Here is a 22,922-nt window from a genome sequence, read left to right as displayed (position 1 = left end):
GTCGTCTTCCGACCGAACGTAACACTCACGAGTCTGCCCGACGGCCACCAGTGGTCCGTCGGGCAGATTAGCCGCTACTGCAGTGGTAGCAAGATGTCTTTCACCCGAGGGTCGGTGGCCAGAAACTCCTGCACAGCAGGATCCTCGAAGGCCGCCACGAGATTCTTGATGTTGTCCGTATCGGCCCAACGGCTACCGATGGTCAGCTGCCCGGCGAACTCGTCCGGTGCAGGCGGCGCGAAGATCTGCTTCTCGACGGGAATGCCGGCCGCGAGGTAGTACTCGGTATAGCCCACTGCTGCATCAAGATCCGGCAGCGCCCGCGATTGCGCGGCGAAGTCCAGCAACGTGAACTTCAGGTTCTTCGGGTTACCGACGATGTCCTTCTGGGTGGCCGTCGACTTGTCCACCTCCGGGTCGAGAGTGATCAGACCCGCTCGTTCGAGTACCCACAGGCCCTGTGCTTCGTTGGCCGGGTCGGAATAGAGCGAGACCGTTGCGCCGTCCGGCAGTTGCGCTGGGTCGGAGTACTTGTCTGACCACAGCCCGAAGCCCCAACGGAACACCGGGGTTGCGGCCTCTTCCTGGAAGTCGGGGTTGGATTCGAGTACCTGTCCGAGCCACAGCTTGTGCTGGTACACCGTGGCGGCCACCTCGCCCTCACTCACTGCGCGGTTGATGGTGTTGCTGTCGGCGAGTCCGCGGAATGCAACCGTGATGCCGTACTTGGGAGCTACCTGGTCGGCGACGAATTCGACGAGTGCCTGCTCGGATGCATTGCCTTCGGCAGTGGCGACGACGAGTGTTGCGCCCGCGGTTTCGTTGGCCGATGCCGTGTCGCCGAAGAACGCGATGCGGACAACCACGGCGAGGGCGATCAGCAGCACGACGGCCCCGATGATCCAGGGCGCTTTCCGACGGTTCTTCAGCTCGAAGCCGTGCGCTTCGGTGGACGTTGTCATGATGGGTTGGACCTTTCGAATGCGGTTCAGGCAGTGCGCAATGCGCGCTGATGAGGTGTTGTGTAGCGAACGAGTGCATCACCGACGAGCTGCACGACGGCGACGGTGAGAATCAGGATGACGATCGTGGCGATCATGACGGTGTGATCGAATCTTTGGTATCCGTACGTGACTGCGACGTAACCGATTCCGCCCGCTCCGATGGTGCCGGCGATGGCCGAGTATTCGATCATGGCGATGACGTTGATGGTCAGGCCCCCGATGATCGACGGCAGCGCCTCGGACAGCTGCGTGGTGGTTACCTGCAGCGTGGAACCGCCGGACGCCCGGGCAACGTCGACCACCGACGTCGGGACCGAGCGCAGAGAGTTCTCGACGATGCGGGTGAAGAATGCGATGCCCGCCAACGACATCGGCACCACAGCGGCTGCGATGCCGATGTTGGTTCCGGTGATCCATCGCGTGACCGGAACCAACGCAGCCATCAAGATCAGAAACGGCAACGACCGCCCGATACTGACGATCCAGCTGATCGGCGCATGGAACACCGGGTTCTCGAACAGCCCGCCGGGGCCCAGGTTGAACAGCACCGCTCCGAGCGGCACACCGACGAGCACCACGATGAACATCACGATCCCGACCATCGTGAGGGTGTCGCCGAGCGCAGGCAGGAGCAGAGCAGGCAGCTCGTCGACCGGAACCTTGTTGCCTGCGGCCACGATTGGGATCACGACGCGGCCTCGAGAATCGGCTGCTCGGTGAGCGGCGAACCGGACAACCCCAGCGCTCTCAGTGCACCGGGGACGCGCCCACTCAGGCGAACACCGATGCCGAGCGAGGCGCTGCCGACGGCCACTCCGGCCACTACTTGCACGGAGGCTCCCAACAGCGCGACCGGTGCGCCCAGATCCTGGCCCAGCCGCCCGATCCAGTCCTGCGGAACGTCGGGCGAATCGTAGGTGACGTTCCAGTGCACGTCGCCGGCTGCGGCCTGTGCATCGTCACGCCTGGGGCGCAGCTCGTTGCCGAGCGCCGACGTGTGGTCGGTCAGCAGATCGACCAGCTTCCCGGATTCCACGATGCGGCCGTGATCGAGCCTGGCCACCGAATCAGCGGCTCGCAGAACGGTATCCATTTCGTGGGTGATGAACACGATGGCGAGGTCGAGGTCGCGACGAAGTTCGCGCAGCAACTCGACCACGGATTCGGTGGTTTGCGGATCCAGGCCGGACGTTGCCTCGTCGGAGAGCAGCACCGAGGGCCGCAGGGCCAACGCTCGCGCAATTCCCACTCGTTGACGCTGTCCGCCCGAGAGCTGAAACGGATAACGAGCTGCTTTGTCGGACAGACCCACTCGGTCTAGAAGCTCTCCCACCTGCCTGGCCGTCTCGGCCTTCGTGACCCCGAGAAACTCCAGCGGCAAGGCGACGTTATCCGCCACCGTTCGACGCGAGAGCAGGCTCGACGACTGGAACACCGTGCCGATGCGACGCCGCGCGACTCGAAGTTGCTTGGCATTCAACGACGTCAGGTCGTCTCCGTTGACGATCACCGAGCCTGAGGTAGGACGCGTCAGCAGGTTGATGCATTGGGCCAGCGTGCTCTTGCCTGCACCGCTGGGGCCGACCACGGCCAGAATCTCGCCGGATTGCACCGTGAATTCCAAGCGGTCGAGGACGACGGTCGTGTTCTCCCCCGTCCCGTACGTCTTGGTCAATTGAGCTATTTCGATCATGCTCCGACGCTTCTTTCGCTGATGTGACTGCGCAACACTGAGGTATCGGAGCACTGCTGACCAGCTATCGACTCATCACGATCCGAACTGTTCCCACCGACCTGGGTCGTCGGTAGCGTCGCACCGCTGCATGTTCGTCAAGACTGCCCTGCCGAAGGAGTTTCCTAGTGCCACGCGAGATCCGTTTCAATGCCTTCGACATGAATTGCGTTGCGCATCAGTCCCCCGGTCTGTGGCGTCATCCGCTCGATCAGTCGTGGCGGTACAAGGAACTGGGCTACTGGACCGATCTTGCGAAGCTGTTGGAGCGCGGGCTGTTCGATGGCCTGTTCGTGGCCGACGTCCTCGGCACGTACGACGTGTTCGGCGGCAATCACGACGCAGCCATCCGGCACGGTGCGCAGATTCCGGTGTCGGACCCGCTGCTGCTTGTCAGCGCGCAGGCCGCGGTCACGCAGCATCTGGGCTTCGGCATCACTGCGGGTACCGGTTTCGAGCATCCGTATCCGTTCGCGCGACGGCTCTCGACGCTCGATCATCTGACCAACGGCCGCATCGGGTGGAACGTCGTCACCGGGTACCTGCCGTCGGCGGCGCAGAACATGGGCCACGACGATCAGCTGAAGCACGACGATCGTTACGACCACGCCGACGAATACCTCGAGGTGCTCTACAAGCTGTGGGAGGCCTCGTGGGACGACGACGCGGTGGTCCGTGATCGCGAAACCGGCGTGTTCACCGACCCCACCAAGGTGCATCGAATCGGCCACCGCGGCAAGCACTTCACGGTGCCGGGTATCCACCTGGCCGAGCCGTCACCGCAGCGGACGCCGGTGATCTTCCAAGCCGGCGCGTCGCCGCGCGGCGTACGGTTCGCGGCGCAGAATGCCGAAGCGATCTTCGTCGGCGCACCCACCAAGGAGATTCTGGCACAGACGGTTTCGAGTATCCGTCGAGCCCTGCGCGATGCCGGCCGTGATCCATATTCGGCGCGGATTTATCAGCTGCTCACCATTGTGACCGATGAGACGTCCGAACTCGCCCGTGCCAAGCACGACGAGTATCGGTCGTATGCCAGTGCCGAGGGTGCGTTGGTGTTCATGTCGGGTTGGATGGGCGTCGACCTGTCGCGGTATGCGCTCGACGAGCCGCTCGGCAATGTCGAGAGCAACGCCATTCAGTCGTTCGTCGCGTCGTTCCAATCCATCGGTGCCGACGGCAAGGAATGGACGGTCCGCGATATCGCCGAGTGGGGCGGTATCGGCGGTGCCGGTCCGCGCATCGTCGGCTCCCCCGGCGAAGTCGCAGACCAATTGCAGGAGTGGGTGGACGAGACCGACGTCGACGGATTCAACCTTGCGTACGCCATCACCCCGGGAACGTTCGAGGATGTCGTTCGGTTCGTCGTTCCAGAATTGCAGCGGCGGGGTGTCTATCGCACCCAATACACACCGGGCACATTGCGTCACAAGGTATTCGGTAAGGGTGACCGACTGCCCGAAGAACATCGGGCGCAGCAGATCGTGCGGGAGGTTCGGGAAGCCGCGAGAATTTCGTGATGGTGGGCGCAGAGGGGTTCGAACCCCCGACCGCTGGTGTGTAAAACCAGAGCTCTACCGCTGAGCTATACGCCCGAGCACCGGTGGCCTGGGGACATCCCCGGGCCACCGGAACGCTTGGAGAAATTTATCGTGTCTGCTGTCTAACTACAATTCCGCAGGTCAGCTCACCTGTGCGAGTGCCTCAGCCCACGATGAACTGTCTCGGGCTTCCCCGGGACCGTTCATTTCGGCGAATCTGATGATTCCGGACTTGTCAACCACGAAGGTTCCACGATTGGCGAATCCTGCGCTGTCGTTGAACACGCCGTACGCCTGAGCCACTTCACCGTGTGGCCAGAAGTCGGACAGCAGCGGAAAGGTGTAACCCTGCTCTGCTGCCCAAATCTTGTGGGTCGGAGGCGGACCTACCGAGATCGCCAGGATCGCGGTGTCGTCGTTCTCGAATGTCGGTAGCTCGTCGCGCACTCGGCACAGCTCGCCCTGGCACGTTCCGGTGAAGGCCAGTGGATAGAACACGAGCAGAACGTTCTTCACGTCCCGGTACGACGACAACGTGACCAATTGGTTGTTCTGGTCTTTGAGGGTGAAGTCGGGCGCAACAGCGCCAACCTCGATCGGCATCTAGAACCGTCTTCCTGTGTCGAGCATGGGCCTACCGCTTGCTGGCAGGGGTCTTGGGCTGAACCAATCGACTTCCGATCCAGTCACCGAGATTGGCCGCAGAGGTCTGCGTCAATCCGGCTGTCGGAGCGGACTCGGCAATCTCGCTGGGCTCCACATGACCGGACATGCCGGTCTTTGGGCTGAGGACCCACACGATTCCATCGTCCGAGAGCGGACCGATGGCATCCATGAGTGCATCGACCAGGTCACCGTCTCCGTCGCGCCACCACAGCAGTACGACATCGATCACCTCGTCGGAATCCTCGTCGAGGGTCTCGCCACCGATCGCATCTTCTACGTCGGCGCGCAGATCATCGTCGGTGTCCTCGTCCCAGCCCAGCTCTTGAACGACCATGTCGCGAGTGATGCCAAGTTTCTGAGCGTAGTTCTGAGCGTCCGCCGCGGCGACCACGGTGGTGACCTCCTTGAATTGTGGGTGCAGTAGACAAAGCGAACAGGGTCGAAGCCGTTCGCGCAAGCTGACCGCGCCGAAATTGCGTACATAAATTTCTACTGGTGGGTATCGGACCTCTGTACTACCAGAACCGACGAGATGCGGCAGGATTGGGGAGGAATCACGAGAACGAGGAATGTAGATCGCCGTCACAGGGGCGAGCTACCGGACCGGGCGCCACACCGAGCGTCCGCCACATTGAGGAGTGCACACGTTGTCCGAAGTGAACAGCGGCGAACGGCAGAACACATCGTCTGCAGGCAAGAAGGGCTCGGACGGCCGGGTCCGCGTCATCCGTGAGGGTGTCGCGTCGTACCTGCCCGATATCGACAACGACGAGACCAACGAATGGATCGAATCGTTCGACGGCTTGTTGGAGAGGTCCGGCCCCAACCGCGCTCGCTACCTGATGCTCAGGTTGCTCGAGCGCGCAGGCGAGCGCCGCGTCGCGCTCCCGTCGCTGACATCGACGGATTACGTCAACACGATTCCCACCGAGAACGAGCCGTGGTTCCCCGGCGACGAGTCGATGGAACGCCGCTACCGCGCCTGGATCCGCTGGAACGCCGCGATCATGGTGCACCGCGCACAGCGTCCGGGCGTCGGCGTCGGTGGCCACATCTCGACCTACGCGTCGTCGGCTGCGTTGTACGAGGTCGGCTTCAACCACTTCTTCCGCGGCAAGGATCACCCGGGCGGCGGCGACCACATCTTCATTCAGGGCCACGCCTCCCCCGGCATCTACGCCCGCGCCTTCCTCGAAGGCCGCATCCCGGCCGAGCGGATGGACGGCTTCCGTCAGGAAGCGAGCCACGTGAACGAGGGCGGCGGATTGCCGTCCTACCCGCACCCGCGGCTGATGCAGGACTTCTGGGAGTTCCCGACGGTGTCGATGGGCCTCGGTCCGATGAACGCCATCTACCAGGCGCGCTTCAACCACTACCTGAACGACCGCGGCATCAAGGACACCTCCGATCAGCACGTGTGGGCGTACCTCGGCGACGGCGAGATGGACGAGCCGGAATCGCGTGGACTCGCGCACGTGGCCGCCACCGAGGGCCTCGACAACCTCACGTTCGTCGTCAACTGCAACCTGCAGCGTCTCGACGGCCCGGTGCGCGGTAACGGCAAGATCATCCAGGAACTGGAGTCGTTCTTCCGCGGTGCCGGCTGGAACGTCATCAAGGTCGTCTGGGGCCGCGAGTGGGACTCGCTGCTGCACAAGGACCGCGACGGCGCACTGGTGAACCTCATGAACACCACGCCCGACGGCGACTTCCAGACCTACAAGGCCAACGACGGCAGCTACGTCCGCGATCACTTCTTCGGCCGCGACCCGCGCACGAAGGAGCTCGTCAAGGATCTCTCGGACGACGAGATCTGGAACCTCAAGCGCGGCGGCCACGACTACCGCAAGGTGCACGCTGCCTACGCGGCTGCGATGTCGCACAAGGGCCAGCCGACGGTGATCCTGGCGCACACCATCAAGGGCTACACCCTCGGCAAGCACTTCGAGGGCCGTAATGCCACGCACCAGATGAAGAAGCTGACGCTGGACGATCTCAAGACGTTCCGCGATCTCCAGCACATCCCGATCTCCGACGAGGAGCTCGAGAAGGATCCGTACATGCCGCCGTACTACCACCCCGGTGCGGACGCTCCCGAGATCCAGTACATGCTCGATCGTCGCAGCAAGCTCGGCGGATTCGTCCCCGAGCGCCGCGTGGACGTCAAGCCACTGCCGCAGCCCGGCGACGACACGTACAAGACGCTGCGCAAGGGCTCGGGCAAGCAGGAAGTCGCCACCACCATGGCGCTCGTGCGCGTCATGAAGGAGCTGTTGCGAGACAAGGAGATCGGCCACCGAATCGTGCCGATCATTCCCGACGAGGCCCGCACGTTCGGTATGGACTCGTGGTTCCCGTCGCTGAAGATCTACAACCGCAACGGCCAGCTGTACACCTCGGTCGACTCGGAACTGATGCTCGCCTACAAGGAGAGCTCGGTCGGTCAGATCCTGCACGAGGGCATCAACGAGGCAGGCTCGACGTCGTCGTTCACCGCGGTCGGTACCTCGTACGCGACGCACGGCGAGGTCATGATCCCGCTGTACATCTTCTACTCGATGTTCGGTTTCCAGCGCACCGGCGACGGTCTCTGGGCTGCCGCGGATCAGATGGCCCGCGGGTTCGTGCTCGGTGCCACGGCAGGTCGCACCACGCTGACCGGTGAGGGTCTCCAGCACGCCGACGGTCACTCGCTGCTGCTGGCGTCGACCAACCCCGCGGCCGTGGCCTACGACCCGGCGTTCTCGTACGAGATCGCGCACATCGTCAAGGACGGTCTGCGTCGCATGTACGGCGGAACCGAAGGTGTCGAGGGCTTCGGCGGCGAGAACATCTTCTACTACATCACCCTGTACAACGAGCCGTACGTACAGCCGGCCGAGCCCGAGAACCTCGACGTCGAGGGGCTGCTCAAGGGCATCTACCGGTTCGCGGAACCGCAGGAGGGCGACGGACCCGAGGCACAGTTGCTGGCGTCGGGCGTCGGCATCGTCTCGGCACGTAAGGCACGTGAGTTGCTGTTCGAGGAGTGGGGCGTGCGTTCGGCCGTATGGTCCGTCACCTCGTGGGGCGAACTGCGCCGCGACGGCGTCGAAGCCGAGAAGGAGTCGCTGCGCAACCCGGGTGCCGACAAGCGCGTTCCGTTCGTCACCTCGGCTCTGGCCGATGCCAACGGCCCGGTCATCGCGTCCTCCGACTGGATGCGCGCCGTGCCGGATCAGATCCGCCAGTGGGTTCCGGGCGACTACGTCACCCTGGGCACCGACGGCTTCGGCTTCTCCGACACCCGACCGGCTGCACGACGGGTGTTCAACGTCGACGCCGAGTCCATCGTCGTCGCCACACTGTCCGCTCTCGCGGCATCGGGCGAGATCGACAAGTCCAAGGCCATCGAGGCTGCCGAGAAGTACAAGATCGACGACGTCACCGCAGCTCCGACGTCGTACGCCGATACCGGCTCGGCGTAGGTCTTCGCCGTGATCGGCCGACCCCCGTTCCACCTCGCGACGAGAGTCCAGCGCGAGGTGGGCGGGGGTCGGGCGTAGGTTCTCCTTATGTCCGATGCGAAAAACGATTCACCGGACAGTTCGTCCGCGCGTGATGTCTCCCGGCGCGACGCTTACCGTGAGGCGTTGCGCGAGTCGTTGGCTCGTGAATCCCCGGCCCGTGACTCCCCCACCCGTGATTCGCTCACGACCGACAACGAGGTCCACCTTCCGGTCAACTCGTTGGCCCCCTCGCGCCAGAAGCGCGATCCCTTGCCCGACGCCCTCTTGCGACGCGTCAAACAGTTCTCCGGCCGCCTCTCGACCGAGGCAGTGACCACGATGCAGGGCCAGTTGCCGTTCTTCGGGGACCTCGACGCCGCCCAACGGGCCAGCGTCCAGCTGCTGATTCAGACGGCCGTCGACAACTTCCTCGAATGGCTCAAGAACCCGAACAGCGACATTCGATTCAGCCTCGACGCCTTCCAAGTGATCCCGCAAGACCTTGCCCGACGCCTCACATTGCGTCAGACCGTCGACATGGTCCGGGTGGCGATGGAGTTCTTCGAGCAGTGGCTCCCCGCGCTTGCGCGCAACGACCAGCAGTTGGTCGCGCTGACCGAGGCCGTGCTGCGGTACGGACGCGAGCTGGGGTTCGCAGCGGCGTCCGTGTACGCGAGTGCAGCCGAGTCACGAGGGGCATGGGACACCCGCCTCGAAGCGCTCGTCGTCGACGCCGTCGTCCGCGGCGACACGGGATCGGACATGCTTTCCCGAGCCGCCACGTTGAATTGGGACGCCACTGCGCCTGCGACGGTATTGGTGGGCACTCCCCCGGAGGATCGCGGCGTGTCCGTGGTGGGCACCGTGCACTCCGTCGCTCAGAAGCACGGTCGAGCTGCTTTGGCGGTGGTCCAGGGGACCCGATTGGTGATGGTGGTCAGTGGCCAGCTCGACGACACCGCGGCGCATCACGCGTTCATCGACGACATGTTGCAGAACTTCTCCGACGGCCCGGTCGTCATCGGTCCCACCACCCGCACGCTGGGCGCAGCTCACTCGAGCGCGGTGGAGGCTTTTGCCGGCATGCAGGCCGTGGCGGGCTGGCGGGGCGCGCCGCGTCCGGTTCACGCCGGCGAGTTGCTGCCCGAACGAGCATTGCTGAACGACGGGGCAGCTATCTCGGCTCTCAACGATCATGTCGTCGTGCCGTTGGCCGCGGCAGGTTCGGGTTTGGCCGACACGCTCGACGCGTATCTCGACTGCGGCGGTGCGGTGGAAACCTGCGCTCGGCAGCTGTTTGTTCATCCAAATACCGTCCGGTATCGGCTCAAGCGCATCGCCGAGGTGACCGGTCGTGATCCCACTCACCCACGCGATGCGTACGTCCTTCGGGTCGCGGCAACGGTAGGTAGGTTGGCTCGAACGCATCACGAACCGACATATCCAGCCCCATATGTCACACAGGTCACATTTGGTGAAGTGGTTACGTAACGCCGAACCGCCTTCCGGCGATAGCGGGTCTCCACGAGGGAATTTGTAGGGTTCCCACAAATTGCTTGTCGAGAGTTCATCGAGCGCGACATCACTGATGAGGGGCCCGACAGTGTTCCCTTAACTCTGTGATTGCGTTGCTTGCGCCCGGTCAGGGCTCCCAGACTCCCGGCATGCTGCTGCCTTGGCTCGAAATCCCGGGCGCGGCCGATCGGTTGGCGCTGTGGTCCAAGGCCTCCGGCCTGGATCTCGTGCGACTCGGCACCACCGCCACCGCCGAGGAAATCACCGACACTGCGGTGACTCAGCCACTGGTCGTGGCGTCGGCCCTACTCGCTTTCGAGGAAATTGCCTCGCGTGGACTGTTCCCCGAGGACGCCATCGTGGCCGGCCACTCGGTCGGCGAGCTCGCGGCTGCGGCCATTGCCGGCGTGATCTCCTCCGACGACGCGGTATCTCTGGCGGCGGTGCGCGGGGCTGCGATGGCCAAGGCCTGCGCCCTCGAACCCACCGGCATGTCCGCCGTGCTCGGCGGCGACGAAGCCGCAGTTCTGGCCCGGCTGGAAGAACTCGATCTCGCCCCGGCCAACGTCAACGCAGCCGGTCAGATCGTTGCCGCAGGTCTGCTGACCAAGCTGGCGGAACTGGCCGAGAGCGCACCCGAGAAGGCGCGGGTCCGAGCACTCCCGGTCGCAGGTGCCTTCCACACCAAGTACATGGCATCGGCAGGCGACACCGTCGCCGCGGCCGCAGCCGCCATCACCCCGTCCGAGCCGACGCACACCTTGCTGTCCAACTCGGACGGTCAGCCGGTCGCATCGGGTGCCGATGCGCTCACCAAACTTGCTGCCCAGGTCACCCGCCCCGTGCGGTGGGACCTGTGCAGCGCGTACCTGCGTACCGCGCAGGTCACCGGACTTGCGGAGCTGCCCCCGGCAGGCGCACTGGTCGGTATCGCCAAGCGTGAACTGCGCGGCGTGCCCAACCTCGGCCTGAAGACACCGGCGGACATCGCCGCATTGGCCGAGCTCGGATAGCTCGGTCACCTTCACACCGCAGTCTCGGTACTGCGGATCGACTTCCACTCCCCGAGTGGCAGAAATGCACAATCGCGTCTCGAAGCACATGACTTCGGCGTTCGACACAGAAGAGAAGGGAGCCACAACAGTGGCCAGCCAGGAAGACCTCATCGCCGGACTTGCAGAGATCATCGAGGAGGTCACGGGCATCGAACCGTCCGAGGTGACCATCGAGAAGTCCTTCGTGGACGACCTCGATATCGACTCGCTCTCCATGGTCGAGATCGCAGTGCAGACCGAGGACAAGTACGGCGTGAAGATCCCCGACGAAGACCTCGCAGGTCTGCGCACCGTCGGCGACGCCGTCAACTACATCCAGAAGCTCGAAGCGGAGAACCCCGAAGCCGCAGAAGCTATCAAGGCCAAGCTCGACGACTCCGCGAGCGAGTGACACGACCCATGACCAACCCATCCACCGCCAACGGACGCTTCCCCAGTGTCGTCGTCACCAGCCTTGCTGCGACCACGTCACTCGCGGGTGACGTCGATGCCACGTGGAAGGGTCTGCTGAACGGCGAAAGCGGAATCGGCACTCTGGAAGACGATTTCGTCACCGAGTACGACCTGCCCGTGCGGATCGGCGGACACCTCGCGGTGAACCCGCAGAGTCTGCTCTCGCGGGTCGAGATCCGTCGCCTGAGCTACGTGGAGCAGTTGTCCACGGTGCTCGGTCGTGAGGTCTGGAAGAACGCCGGCTCGCCCGACGTCGATCCCCTTCGCCTCGGCGTGTCGATCGGCACCGGACTCGGTGGCGGCGATTCTCTCATCGACGCCAACGACAAGATGAAGGCCGGCGGCTACCGCAAGGTGTCCCCGCTCGCCGTTCAGATGGTCATGCCGAACGGCCCAGCAGCGGTCGTCGGGCTCGAGCTCAAAGCACAAGCCGGCGTCATCACGCCCGTCTCCGCCTGCTCCTCGGGATCGGAAGCCATTGCGCATGCATGGCGGATGATCGTGATGGGCGACGCGGACATGGTCGTCACCGGCGGCGTCGAGGGATACATCGACGCGGTTCCGATCGCCAGCTTCTCCATGATGCGGGCGATGAGCACCAACAACGACAACCCGAAGGGTGCGTCACGTCCGTTCGACAAGGATCGTGACGGCTTCGTCTTCGGTGAAGCGGGTGCGCTCATGGTCATCGAGACCGAGGAGCACGCCAAGGCACGCGGCGCAACGATTCACGCCCGCCTGCTCGGTGCCGGAATCACCTCGGACGGGTTCCACCTCGTGGCCCCCGACCCCGAGGGCAAGGGTGCCGCGCGTGCGATGCAGCGCGCCATCGAGACCGCAGGCCTGCAGAAGTCCGACATCACCCACGTGAACGCCCACGCAACGGCAACTCCCATCGGAGACACCGCCGAAGCGCTGGCGATCAACAAGGCAGTCGGAAATCACGCAGCGGTGTACGCACCGAAATCCGCTCTGGGCCACTCGATCGGTGCCGTCGGTGCCCTCGAGTCGGTACTGACGGTGCTGGCAGTGCGAGAGGGAATCATCCCTCCCACACTGAATTTGGAGAACCAGGATCCCGAAATCGATCTCGATGTCGTCAAGGGCGAGCCCCGCGTCGGACAGATCGACTACGCGATCAACAACTCGTTCGGATTCGGTGGGCACAACGTAGCGCTCGCCTTCGGTAAGGCGTGATCCACTGAGTCGACTTCTCGACTCAGCGAATCCCGCTCTCGCAGTGCATGATCCGAGCTGGGGCCGTTCTTTCGACGGACGGTCCCGGCTCGGGCCTCGCCCCCGCCAGGGGCCCTGAAGAAGGACAACGCGATGACCATTCTGGCCCCTGTCACACGATCCGGCACCTCTACCGATCCGCGCGACCCCCTCACCCGCCTCGAAAAGCTCTTCGACGCCGGAACCACTGTCCCCCTGCATGATCGGGACAAGTCGGGAATTCTGGCCGCATCGGGCGAAATCGACGGCGTCCATACCATCGCCTACTGCTCCGACGCCACCGTCATGGGCGGTGCCATGGGAGTGGACGGCTGCAAGCACATCGTTGCCGCGATCGACACCGCCATCGAACAGCGCGCCCCGATCGTCGGCGTCTGGCACTCGGGTGGTGCTCGCCTCGCCGAGGGCGTCGAGGCTCTCCATGCCGTCGGACTCGTGTTCGAAGCCATGGTTCGAGCGTCCGGCCTCGTCCCGCAGATTTCCGTCGTCCTCGGTTTCGCAGCCGGTGGTGCAGCGTACGGTCCCGCCTTGACCGACGTCGTCATCATGGCTCCCGAGGGACGCGTATTCGTCACCGGACCCGACGTCGTTCGCAGCGTCACCGGCGAACAGGTCGATATGGAGTCGCTCGGCGGCCCCGACACGCACCACAAGAAGTCCGGCGTGTGCCACATCGTCGCCGACAGCGAGATGGACGCGTTCACCCGCGCCCGCCGTCTGGTGTCGATGTTCTGCGAGCAGGGCGTGTTCGACATCGCCGCCGCGGAACACGGCGACACCGATCTACGCGCACTGATGCCCGAATCCAATCGTCGTGCCTACGACGTGCACCCGATCATTCACGAACTGCTCGACAACGTCGAAGGTGAATCGACGTTCGAGGAGTTCCAGGGTGGCTGGGCTCGCAGCATCGTCATCGGGCTCGGCCGCATCAGTGGCCGCACCGTGGGCGTGATCGCCAACAACCCCATCCGACTCGGAGGTTGCCTGAACTCCGAAAGTGCCGAGAAGGCAGCGCGTTTCGTTCGCCTGTGCGACGCCTTCGGCATTCCGCTCATTGTGGTCGTCGACGTTCCGGGCTACCTGCCGGGTGTCAGCATGGAATGGGAAGGCGTCGTTCGCCGCGGAGCGAAGTTGCTGCACGCGTTCGCCGAGGCCACCGTCCCCCGCGTCACGCTGGTCACTCGCAAGATCTACGGCGGCGCGTACATCGCCATGAATGCCCGCGCACTCGGTGCCACCGCGGTCTACGCCTGGCCCGGCTCCGAGGTCGCCGTGATGGGCGCGAAGGCGGCCGTCGGCATCCTGCACAAGAAGGCGCTCGCCGCCGCACCGGAAGAAGAGCGAGAGGCACTGCACGACCGCCTCACCGTCGAGCACGAGAGCATCGCAGGCGGTGTCGATCGCGCCGTGGCCATCGGCGTCGTCGACGAGGTCATCGAGCCCAGCAAGACCCGAAGCACGGTTGCGAAGGCCCTCGCCGCAGCACCTGCGGCTCGCGGAAATCACAAGAACATCCCACTCTGATCGACGTCGACCGCTACTTCCTGCGGTCCGTCAGCCCTGCCCCGAGACCCCACCCCGGTTGGGAACCCACCCCGGTTGGGATCAATGCGCCTTTCAGGCACTCCATGTGCATGAAAGCCACATTGATTCACATAGGGGGCGGGCGAACGAGGTCAAAGGACGGGCAAACGAGGTCGGTCAGCCCTGGATCCATCGGTGATCGTGGGCCAGTCGAACGACGGCCGATCGCACGTCGAGTATCTGCGCAGCGGTCAGCGTGCCGTTCGACGTCAGTAGTTGCTCGGTCAGCTCGGTGGTGAAGTCCGCCTCGGACAGGACGTCCGCGCCTGCGTCGTCGTGGCGCTGGTGACCACTGACGGGTGCGGTGTTGTGGAACGGGACGTCGGGTTTGTGCCGGGTGACCAGAGCGGTCGACGTCGGCCCGTCGATGATCTGAACTTCGGTGGCCTTGAGACCCCGGTCACCGTCGACGGCAACGTATTCGACGCGTACTCCCGGTGCCAACAGTCGTTTGTCGAAGTCCAGATCGTTGACGTGGATGAACACGTCCTCGCCGCCCTCGTCCGGCGCTACGAACCCGTACCCCTTGAACTCGTCGAATCGAATCACTTTTCCGGTCGACAACATCCAACTCACCACTCCACGGTCGTTCCCACATGCCTACCCCAGGCACGAACGCGAAACTACCGCCGTGACGAATCCTCGGCAACCGCTGCTAACCGACGTTGCGGCTGAGCCAGGTCACTTCTGCTCCTGCGCCTCCGGTGCGGAACGGCTCGAGCGCGGCATCCCAATCCGAGCCGAGCGCGTGCTCCACTGCGGCGGCGAGGTTGCCTTGGTTGTTCTCCATCAGCGCGCGCAGTCGCATCTCGCCGAGCACCACGTCCCCGTTGGCACTCGTCGATCCGCGCCAGAGACCCAATCCGGGTACGTGCGAGAACCGTTCGCCGTCGACGCCTTCGCTGGCGTCTTCGGTCACCTCGTAACGCAGCATCTGCCAGGAGCGCAGGATGCCGGCGAGCTTCGCTCCGGTGCCTACGGGCCCGATCCAGTCCGTGGTGGCACGCAGCTGTCCGTCGGATGCCGGCTGCGCGGACCACTTCAAATTGGCACGGCAATCGAGGGCGTCGGACAACGCCCATTCGACATGCGGGCACAGCGCAGCGGGCGACGAGTGGATGTACACAACACCCGACGTCGCATCTGCGAATTGGTTCGATCCACGCATTGCACTACCTCCAGCTTCGACGAGGGACGTCTTCCCCAACGACCTCGACATGCTCGAACTGGTTGCAGCGATTCAACGAGTGTGTGTACTAGTGTGCCCCGAGTTACCCCTGTTGCGCCAGTGCAATCTGTGAACGGTGGTGTTTCACCCGGCCAGGACGGCGTCGGAGAGCTCGGGCCAGAACGGTTTGGCCCAATCTCCGAAGTTCCGATCGGTCAGCACCACGCACGCGATCCTCACCGACGGGTCCACCCAGAGGAACGTCCCGGCCTGTCCGAAGTGACCGAACGTGGCCCTCGAGTTGTTGCCCCCAGTCCAGTGCGGGGTCTTGTCACCGCGCAGCTCGAACCCCAGACCCCAGTCGCAGGGCTTGTGCGATCCGTACCCGGGCACGATTCCGTTCAGTCCGGGAAATTGCACGTCGACGGCCGAAGAGAATGTCTGCGACGCGAGGAGACTCGGCTGCAACATTTCCGCGGCGAACCTGGTCAGGTCTGCAACCGACGAACGGGCACCGTGACCGGCCGACCCGGGCAGCGACGTGTCGACCATCCCGAGCGGTCCGCAGACGGCCTCGTTCAAGTACTCGGGGAAGGCAATTCCCGACTCTTCTTCGATGAGCTCGGCCAAGACCTCGAATCCGGCGCTCGAGTAGATCCGCTTGGTGCCGGCAGGAGCCTGCACCTTCCGCTCGCCGAACGCCAGTCCCGAGGCATGCGCCAGCAGATGCCGCACAGTCGACCCCTCCGGCCCTGCCGGCTGATCGAGCTCGACAGCGCCTTCTTCCGCGGCAACCAACACCGCATAGGCGGTGAGCAATTTGGTGACCGACGCCAGCTCGAAGACGCGCGCGGTGTCCCCCACCTCCTCCCGCACTCCGGCGTCGGTGATGACGGCAGCACTGACATGGTCGACGGGCCACGAGGCAGTGAGATCGAGGGTAGTCACGACCCCAAAGCCTAATTGTCCGTCGATGCCGGTGGATCGGTCCCCCGCCGGGCTAGTCTCGGACGACAGGAATGGGAGAAATGCGATGTCGGTTGTGTATGGATCGTGCAATCTGTGCGAGGCGATCTGCGGTCTCGAATTCACGGTGGAGAACAAGACGGTGGTCTCGATCCGCGGCGACGAGAAGGACCCGCTCTCCCGGGGCCATATCTGCCCCAAGGCTCTGTCGCTGATCGACCTTCATGCCGACACCGATCGGCTCACCACGCCGGTCAAGCGGGTGGGAGAAAAGTGGGAGAAGATCGGCTGGGATGAGGCGTACGACCTCGTCGTCGACGGCCTCGTCTCGACGCGGAAGAAGTACGGATCCAATGCGGTCGGCCTCTATCAGGGCAATCCCAACGTGCATTCGATGGGCGCGATGACCCACGGCATTCCGTTCACGTCGCTGCTGCGCACTCGCAATCGTTACTCGGCGACGTCCTTGGATCAGTTGCCGCACCAGCTCGTCGACCATCTGCTGTACGGCCACCAGCTTCTGCTGCCGATTCCGGATATCGATCGAACCGATTTCTTCCTCGTCCTCGGCGGCAATCCGATGGCTTCCAACGGCAGCATGATGACGGTGCCCGACTTCGCCAAAAGAGCCCGCGCACTTCGTAAGGGGGGTGGCCGACTGGTAGTGGTCGATCCACGTAAGACCGAAACGGCGGATATTGCCGACACCCACTTCTTCGTTCGTCCCGGCAGTGACGCGCTGCTGTTGCTGGCGATGATTCACACGATCGTCGCCGACGGCTCCGTCCGTGTCGCCGACTACGTCGATGGTGCCGATCGACTGGCCGATCTGGTCGCCGAATTCACGCCGGCGGCGGTGGCACCGATCGTCGGCATGTCGGCAGACGACATCTCTGCACTCGCCCGGGATTTCGCTGCGGCGGAGTCCGCGGTGGCGTACGGCAGGATGGGGGTGTCGACGCAGCAGTTCGGCACGGTGTGCCAGTGGGCGATCCAGGTACTCAACATCATCACCGGCAACCTCGACCGCCCGGGCGGTGCGATGGTGACCGATCCGGCAATCGATCTGATCTCGCAGGGCATCGTCGGTCGTGGCCATTTCGACAAGTGGCGCAGCCGTGTTCGCGATCTTCCGGAGTTCGCCGGCGAGTATCCCTGTTCGACGCTCGTCGACGAGATCACCACGGAGGGTCAGGACCAAATCCGTGCCATGGCCGTCCTGTCCGGCAATCCGGTGCTGTCGATGCCCGGCGGCAGTCGCCTCGACGAGGCCTTCGCCGGACTCGATTTCATGGTGTCGTTCGATTTCTACATCAACGAGACCTCGCGTCACGCTCACGTGATTCTGCCGCCGACGATGTCCCTCGAACGCGATCATTACGATCTGATCTTCAATTCCTTCGCGGTACACAACACTGCCAAGTACATGCCTGCAGTTCTACCCAAACAGGTTGATGCCAAGCATGATTGGGAGATCTTCCGAGACTTGTCACTGCGCTACAAGAACCGCATGGCAGGTTCCACCGTCGATCGTCTGAAGGCACGACTGACTCCGAAGAGCGTCATCGGCGAGGCCCGTCTGCGCCTGTCCCCTGCTCGCACTCTCGACATCCTGCTCCGTAGCCGACGAAAAGGGTTGTCGCTGAGGAAGCTTCGAGCCAACCCGCACGGCATCGATCTGGGACCGCTGCGTCCGGGCTTTCCCCAGAAGCTGAAGACCAAGGGCAAGCGCGTTCAATTGATCCAGGACGTCGTGGTCGGTGAACTGCCCGCCCTGGTGGACCTGATGCACTCGAGCGCGGTTCCCAAGGACGACGAGCTCCTGCTGATCGGTCGACGACATCTACGTAGCAACAACTCGTGGATGCACAACACCGCTCGACTCACCAAAGGCAAAGCGCGACATCAGCTTCTGGCGCACCCGAACGATCTCCTCCAGCGCGGGATCGAGGACGGTTCGATGGTGTCGGTCACCTCCGCGGCCGGTACCGTCGACATCGAGGTTGCGGCATCCGACAAGATGATGCCCGGGGTGGTGAGCATGCCGCACGGATTCGGTCATCAGCGCCCGGGCGTGCAGCTCTCGGTCGCCACCACTGTCACCGGACCGAGCGTCAACGACATCACCGACCCAGCCCGAGTCGACGCGGTCTCGGCGAACGCGATTCTCAACGGCGTTCCGGTGCAGGTGAGGGCCAAGTATCGCCCCCGATGGAACCACGAGACGGCGTGATTCTGTACGATTCTGCTGGCTCGTACCTGGTACGGGATTGGGGCGGTAGCTCAGTCGGTTAGAGCCGTGGACTCATAATCCATTGGTCGCGGGTTCGAGCCCCGCCCGCCCCACCACGAGCCGGCCGTCGAACTGTGCGAGCCATCGCGGACAGCGGATGTCCTCGATTGTGGGCACACTGTAGCGATGTGGAACCAGAGCGAGGCAACACCGGATCGAGCCGATCGCGCGAGGCCATGACTGCTCCCGATTCGCCGCCGCCCACGTCAGCCCATCCCCCGACGTGGAAGTTCGACTACCCGATCATCCATGCCGAGACGCGGGCGCAGTGGCGATCCTGGTTGTCGCACAATCACAGCTCGTCCCGAGGTGTGTGGCTCTGTTCATGGCGCACCGGTACCGACCGACCCCGTTGCCCCTATCCCGCGGCTGTCGAGGAAGCCATCTGCTTCGGTTGGATCGACTCCACCAGCAGCATTCTCGACGAGGACCGGGGCCTGCAGCTGTTCACACCGCGCAGACCCAAGAGCCCGTGGACCGGGCTCAACCGGGAACGCGCAGCCGATATGGAAGAACGCGGCCTCATGGCCGACGCAGGTCGCCGTGCAATTGCTGCCGCACAATCGAACGGGTGGTGGACGATTTCCGATCCGGTCGAGAACCTCGAAGAACCACTCGAGCTGAAAACGGCACTCGACCGTGACCCAGACGCTCGTAACAACTGGGACGACTTCCCTCCCAGCGCCCGTAAACAGATGCTGTGGTGGATTGTCAGCGCCGTTCGAGACGACACTCGTGCAGGTCGAATCGATCAGATCGTGGCCGAGGCCTCGATCGGTCGACGTGCCCGCGGCTGAGTGGAGCCGTTTCGCGAGCGCCGCTCAAGTCCCTACCACCGTGCGATACAAAGCCGACCAATACAACAGCAGCGCAGCAGCACTGGCCCCGAACCACAGCCACGTCAGGAATGCCGCCACGACGCCGGTGACGAAGAATCCCAGCACGAGTGCCACCACCCAGCCGAGTAGGTAGGCGAGGATCGTGATGACCGCCGCTGCGGTACAGCGCCACGGGGATTGCTTCACGGTGTGTAGTGCAGCGCGCAGAGGGTTTCGGCCACCGTCCACTGCCGCTGGAAGTATCAGCAGCGCAATGACTATGACGACAGCCGGGAGCAAGGGGAAGAGAATCGCGAGCGCAACGGCCATCCCGGTCAGCACCACGCACCACGCCAGTACCCGCGGTCGTCGCCACGTCCGGCTCGATGCGCCCGACGCATTACCGTCCACCACGTCGAGTGCTATCGAGGCGATGAACCACAGGGCGCACACCACCGTTGCTGCGGAAACGACGACCAACGCGGCGAATCCGAGGGATAAGGCGGGAACCGGATCCCCCACCACTGTCAGCGCCTGAATCAGAGCCGAGACGATCGCTACCGATGCGAGCAGCAGCATCCCTCTCACGGCGCACCGACCGTCGAATTGCGATCGAGCACGTCCTGCACCGAACCCGAGTAGAGAACGGTTGCGCCGACCTTCACTTCGACGGTACTGGCATCGTCGGACGTGGCCGTACCGGTAATCGTCTCGTTACCGGTTGTCGTCCCGGCACATTCGATGTCCGCCCCGGTGCCCGAGCACACAGGCGCAACCAGGATCTCGATTCCTTGCTCGAACAGAACGTCGTTCACCGCGTAGCGGAGGTTACCGAGTTCCGCTCCCCCGACCGGCGCGAGCGCAGCGGTCTGCGAGCACCCCGCGCATGCCAGCACTGCCGCCACCGTGATGAGCTGTCTACGAACACCGTTCATCGCCCCTGCCTCGTCTCGTACGCAATCAGTCTGGCGTGCTCGTCGAGGTGTTGCTGTTCCAGAGCGGCGTCGGTGATGGTGCTCAGGTCGAACGGAGCGGGCAGAAGGAGCTCGGTGTTGCGATCGAGTCGCGAACCTCGTCGCATCAGCGGATTCTCGGCCCAGTCGTTCGCAGCCAACTCACGACTACGCGAAGCGAGGTCCAGGTAGCTGCCACTGTTTCCGGGCGTGATCGGCGACGCGTGATCGAGCACCGTGGTGAACAGCGACAATGTCTCGTCTCTGTTGTCGACGATCTCCACCACCTGCTGTTGCTGCGGAAAGTCGATGCACGACGCGGTGGTGATCTCCCAGAACCCTCGTCCGTCTCGCGAATGCGCCAGGATCTGATTCTGGTGAGTGTGACCGTTGAGCCAACCGATCACCACAGGATATTTCAGAAGCAGATCGATCAATTGGTCTGCGCCGTACAGTTTCACCGACTGGCCCGGCCGCTGTGCTCGGTTCTCCAGGGTCAGGCTGTTGTGGTGGGTGTAGATCAGAACGAGCTTGCGCTCGGCCTGCGCCTTCTCCAATTGCCGCGTGAGCCAGTCGAACTGATCCTCGGGCACCGCCCCGTCGATGGCCGGCGACGGCGTTGCAGGTGTCGAGTCCGAACGTGCGAACATTCGGAGTCGGGTCCGCCGCCCACCAGGTTTCACCCGAGTCGAGGTTGTGCTGGGTGAATCCGTGCCCGATCGCCCCTGGGGTGGGAGTCGTCTCGAAGTGCTCTTGCATGGACTCACGCTGCTCGAAGAGGTACCGAGCCGGATCCGCCGACACTGCTCGAAACCCGGGACGGGCACCGGATCCGACACCGAGCGCATCGACCATCCTCTGCAGCGGACTACCCGTCGATGCGTACCCGGCCAATGCCGAGGTGGCCGTCGCTTCGAGTGTGTACGCCTTGCGTCCGCCGACCGCGAGGGCATGCAGCTGTGAGGAGAGATCGAACGTGCCGAGCAACAACGTGTCGTGATTGCCGTAGACCGAGTACCAGGGGACGGGTAGCCCCACCGATTCGACGGTCCCCGCCGTCGCCTGCGTCAGCAGATCGGGAAGCGTCGGAAATCCGTAGTCCCCGAACGATCCTCCGGACGGGTCGCCCGGCCGATACGCCCACTGCGCCTCGGGCCACGCCTGCACACCCTCGAAGACGTCGGATGCGCCGCTCGTAGGCCGGACCGCCACGCCGTCGAGAACGTCTATGTACCAATGAAGTTCGAGATGAGAATGCATGTCGGCGCTGTCACCGGTGACAACCGCGGCCCCCATGGGAGCGCCGGTGACCGAACTGATTCGCGCATCCGCAAAGGCCTTCACCATCGCGGCGGTGACGTGCACGGTCAGCGGATCCTGCGGGTGAAACGCCGAGCCCCACGCTGCATGGTCGGAGACGATCATGGGCTCGATCCGGCCGGGCGATTGCGCATCGATGACATGCATGTCCGACAGGTGCCCCAGGTAGAGCAACGACCGCCTGGACTGCACCCGCGACGCGCGGGGTGCCCGCCCGAGGATGTCGAGGCGAGCGACGTAGGGCTCCCCCGGACCCGCATCGAGCACACGGTACCGACCGGGACCGGTCGACGATCTCAGGATGGTCTGCGCCAGCGTTCCGCCGACATCTGTCTCTCCAGAAGCCGGCTGCGCACGAGCGACAAGGGTGTGACCCAAAACCTGCGGTGCGATTCCCCAAGCCGCGGCGAGGGTTCCCACCCGAGTGACGAATTGACGACGCGACAGACCAGCCATGGAACTCCCCGAATCCGAGAACCGCACCACATGCGCCTCGCATCCGACGAGGTGACTGCCTATTTTTACAGTGAAAACCGCCGATCGGTTGGAATTCGAGCCTTCACGGCACCACTGTGACCGGCCAGCGTCCCGCCTTGACCAGTCGCACTGCCACAGAGCCCGCCAATCGGTGCCCGGCGCGTTCGGAGGCCCCCACCACGACCGCGTCGGTGCGGAGTCCATCGGCTACCGCGACGAGTCCGTTGTACGGATCACCCTGCGCAGTGCGGAATTCCCAGCGAACCTGCTCTCGCTCTCCGAATCGGGCCACCGACGTTCTGATGTAGTCGAGGAGTTCGTCGGCGATCTGTCGGCCCGTTTCCACCATCGAGATTCCCGCCTGGCCCCACGACGCGGTGACGATGGGCTGCACGTAGACCAGCACCAGAAGCGATTGTTGCCTACGGGCCAGTCCTCCGGCATATGCGGCGGCCCGCCAGGACGAATCCGAACCGTCGACGCCCACCACGATGGACTTCGGGCCGTCGTGGCCGTACTCGAACCCCGTAGATTCCTGCGCATTGCTCACGACATGAGGCTACTGCCAGCCCGTTGGTGCAGGGACCCCGGCGCAGGGCGGTACGGTTGATGTGCTGCGCAACCGGTTTGCCCGGCATGCGCCACACGAC

The 22,922-nt window shown here is 64.0% G+C and carries 22 protein-coding genes and 2 tRNA genes; 11 read left to right on the top strand and 13 right to left on the bottom strand.

Features of this window, described 5'->3' with window-relative positions; all coding sequences use genetic code 11:
- Positions 1–74: 74 nt before the first annotated feature.
- The 3 genes from QM588_RS06015 to QM588_RS06005 are packed head-to-tail and all read right to left on the bottom strand — an operon-like array spanning position 75 to position 2,697.
- Positions 75–962 carry a MetQ/NlpA family ABC transporter substrate-binding protein gene (locus QM588_RS06015; protein WP_283312161.1) on the bottom strand — a complete coding sequence of 296 codons (888 nt, stop codon included), beginning with the start codon at positions 960–962 and terminating at the stop codon, positions 75–77.
- A 26-nt stretch (positions 963–988) separates the two neighbouring features.
- On the bottom strand, positions 989–1,693 hold the full coding sequence (locus tag QM588_RS06010; protein WP_283312159.1) for a methionine ABC transporter permease: 705 nt from the start codon (positions 1,691–1,693) through the stop codon (positions 989–991).
- Positions 1,690–2,697 carry a methionine ABC transporter ATP-binding protein gene (locus QM588_RS06005; RefSeq protein ID WP_283312158.1) on the bottom strand — a complete coding sequence of 336 codons (1,008 nt, stop codon included), beginning with the start codon at positions 2,695–2,697 and terminating at the stop codon, positions 1,690–1,692. Before QM588_RS06005 ends, QM588_RS06010 begins: the two co-directional genes overlap by 4 nt.
- 167 nt (positions 2,698–2,864) lie before the next feature.
- On the opposite strand from QM588_RS06005, the gene QM588_RS06000 reads away from it, so the two are divergent.
- Entirely contained in the window at positions 2,865–4,256 is a 1,392-nt protein-coding gene (locus tag QM588_RS06000; RefSeq protein WP_283312157.1) for an LLM class flavin-dependent oxidoreductase, read from the top strand.
- Here QM588_RS06000 and QM588_RS05995 read toward each other — a convergent pair.
- The 3 genes from QM588_RS05995 to QM588_RS05985 all read right to left on the bottom strand — a co-directional run bounded on the left by QM588_RS05995 (position 4,257) and on the right by QM588_RS05985 (position 5,334).
- A tRNA-Val gene (locus tag QM588_RS05995) sits at positions 4,257–4,331 on the bottom strand. It lies immediately after the preceding gene.
- 87 nt (positions 4,332–4,418) lie between these two features.
- Positions 4,419–4,880 carry a peroxiredoxin gene (locus QM588_RS05990; protein WP_027497443.1) on the bottom strand — a complete coding sequence of 154 codons (462 nt, stop codon included), beginning with the start codon at positions 4,878–4,880 and terminating at the stop codon, positions 4,419–4,421.
- A 31-nt stretch (positions 4,881–4,911) separates the two neighbouring features.
- Positions 4,912–5,334, bottom strand: coding sequence for a DUF3052 domain-containing protein (locus tag QM588_RS05985; protein WP_027497444.1), 423 nt, complete (start codon positions 5,332–5,334; stop codon positions 4,912–4,914).
- 256 nt (positions 5,335–5,590) lie between these two features.
- On the opposite strand from QM588_RS05985, the gene aceE reads away from it, so the two are divergent.
- The 6 genes from aceE (at position 5,591) to QM588_RS05955 (ending at position 14,217) form a co-directional block, all read left to right on the top strand.
- Positions 5,591–8,410 carry a pyruvate dehydrogenase (acetyl-transferring), homodimeric type gene (gene aceE / locus QM588_RS05980; protein WP_283312156.1) on the top strand — a complete coding sequence of 940 codons (2,820 nt, stop codon included), beginning with the start codon at positions 5,591–5,593 and terminating at the stop codon, positions 8,408–8,410.
- Positions 8,411–8,497: 87 nt separating this feature from the next.
- On the top strand, positions 8,498–9,922 hold the full coding sequence (locus QM588_RS05975; protein ID WP_283312155.1) for a PucR family transcriptional regulator: 1,425 nt from the start codon (positions 8,498–8,500) through the stop codon (positions 9,920–9,922).
- Between the two features lie 128 nt (positions 9,923–10,050).
- Positions 10,051–10,959, top strand: coding sequence for an ACP S-malonyltransferase (locus tag QM588_RS05970; protein WP_283312154.1), 909 nt, complete (start codon positions 10,051–10,053; stop codon positions 10,957–10,959).
- Between the two features lie 88 nt (positions 10,960–11,047).
- A complete protein-coding gene (gene acpM / locus QM588_RS05965; RefSeq protein WP_045841363.1) occupies positions 11,048–11,392 on the top strand; it encodes a meromycolate extension acyl carrier protein AcpM in 345 nt (114 codons plus the stop codon).
- An 8-nt stretch (positions 11,393–11,400) separates the two neighbouring features.
- Complete coding sequence (locus QM588_RS05960; RefSeq protein WP_027497449.1) at positions 11,401–12,651, top strand: KasA/KasB family beta-ketoacyl-ACP synthase; 1,251 nt, start codon at positions 11,401–11,403, stop codon at positions 12,649–12,651.
- 132 nt (positions 12,652–12,783) lie between these two features.
- Positions 12,784–14,217 carry an acyl-CoA carboxylase subunit beta gene (locus QM588_RS05955; RefSeq protein ID WP_032368156.1) on the top strand — a complete coding sequence of 478 codons (1,434 nt, stop codon included), beginning with the start codon at positions 12,784–12,786 and terminating at the stop codon, positions 14,215–14,217.
- A 177-nt stretch (positions 14,218–14,394) separates the two neighbouring features.
- Here the strand turns inward: QM588_RS05955 and QM588_RS05950 are convergent, their stop codons facing one another.
- The 3 genes from QM588_RS05950 to QM588_RS05940 all read right to left on the bottom strand — a co-directional run bounded on the left by QM588_RS05950 (position 14,395) and on the right by QM588_RS05940 (position 16,393).
- Positions 14,395–14,844: a cold-shock protein gene (locus QM588_RS05950; protein ID WP_032368157.1), complete on the bottom strand. Its 450-nt coding sequence runs from the start codon at positions 14,842–14,844 to the stop codon at positions 14,395–14,397.
- Positions 14,845–14,932: 88 nt separating this feature from the next.
- Positions 14,933–15,445 (bottom strand): DUF3145 domain-containing protein, encoded by a 513-nt coding sequence (locus QM588_RS05945; RefSeq protein WP_032368158.1) that lies wholly within the window; start codon positions 15,443–15,445, stop codon positions 14,933–14,935.
- A 144-nt stretch (positions 15,446–15,589) separates the two neighbouring features.
- Positions 15,590–16,393, bottom strand: coding sequence for a serine hydrolase domain-containing protein (locus tag QM588_RS05940; protein ID WP_283312152.1), 804 nt, complete (start codon positions 16,391–16,393; stop codon positions 15,590–15,592).
- Positions 16,394–16,478: 85 nt separating this feature from the next.
- Here QM588_RS05940 and QM588_RS05935 point away from each other — a divergent pair, with 85 nt between their 5' ends.
- The 3 genes from QM588_RS05935 to QM588_RS05925 all read left to right on the top strand — a co-directional run bounded on the left by QM588_RS05935 (position 16,479) and on the right by QM588_RS05925 (position 19,501).
- Complete coding sequence (locus tag QM588_RS05935; RefSeq protein WP_283312151.1) at positions 16,479–18,644, top strand: molybdopterin-dependent oxidoreductase; 2,166 nt, start codon at positions 16,479–16,481, stop codon at positions 18,642–18,644.
- 39 nt (positions 18,645–18,683) lie between these two features.
- A tRNA-Ile gene (locus QM588_RS05930) sits at positions 18,684–18,760 on the top strand.
- A 72-nt stretch (positions 18,761–18,832) separates the two neighbouring features.
- Positions 18,833–19,501, top strand: coding sequence for a YdeI/OmpD-associated family protein (locus QM588_RS05925; protein ID WP_283312150.1), 669 nt, complete (start codon positions 18,833–18,835; stop codon positions 19,499–19,501).
- Between the two features lie 24 nt (positions 19,502–19,525).
- On the opposite strand, the gene QM588_RS05920 is transcribed toward QM588_RS05925, so the two are convergent.
- The 3 genes from QM588_RS05920 to QM588_RS05910 are packed head-to-tail and all read right to left on the bottom strand — an operon-like array spanning position 19,526 to position 21,125.
- Complete coding sequence (locus QM588_RS05920) at positions 19,526–20,110, bottom strand: hypothetical protein (RefSeq protein WP_283312148.1); 585 nt, start codon at positions 20,108–20,110, stop codon at positions 19,526–19,528.
- Entirely contained in the window at positions 20,107–20,457 is a 351-nt protein-coding gene (locus QM588_RS05915; protein WP_032382772.1) for a hypothetical protein, read from the bottom strand. Before QM588_RS05915 ends, QM588_RS05920 begins: the two co-directional genes overlap by 4 nt.
- Entirely contained in the window at positions 20,454–21,125 is a 672-nt protein-coding gene (locus QM588_RS05910; protein ID WP_283312146.1) for a hypothetical protein, read from the bottom strand. The genes QM588_RS05915 and QM588_RS05910 overlap by 4 nt, the downstream gene beginning before the upstream one ends.
- 608 nt (positions 21,126–21,733) lie before the next feature.
- On the opposite strand from QM588_RS05910, the gene QM588_RS05905 reads away from it, so the two are divergent.
- Positions 21,734–21,862, top strand: coding sequence for a hypothetical protein (locus tag QM588_RS05905; protein ID WP_283312145.1), 129 nt, complete (start codon positions 21,734–21,736; stop codon positions 21,860–21,862).
- 492 nt (positions 21,863–22,354) lie between these two features.
- Here QM588_RS05905 and QM588_RS05900 read toward each other — a convergent pair whose 3' ends face one another.
- On the bottom strand, positions 22,355–22,822 hold the full coding sequence (locus tag QM588_RS05900) for a universal stress protein (RefSeq protein ID WP_032384559.1): 468 nt from the start codon (positions 22,820–22,822) through the stop codon (positions 22,355–22,357).
- Positions 22,823–22,922: the final 100 nt, after the last annotated feature.

This window comes from Rhodococcus sp. IEGM 1354, assembly GCF_030056855.1.
Classification (GTDB): Bacteria; Actinomycetota; Actinomycetes; order Mycobacteriales; family Mycobacteriaceae; genus Rhodococcoides.
The sequence above is the reverse complement of the archived record's forward strand: the minus strand, read 5'-3'. Positions and strand labels throughout refer to the sequence as shown.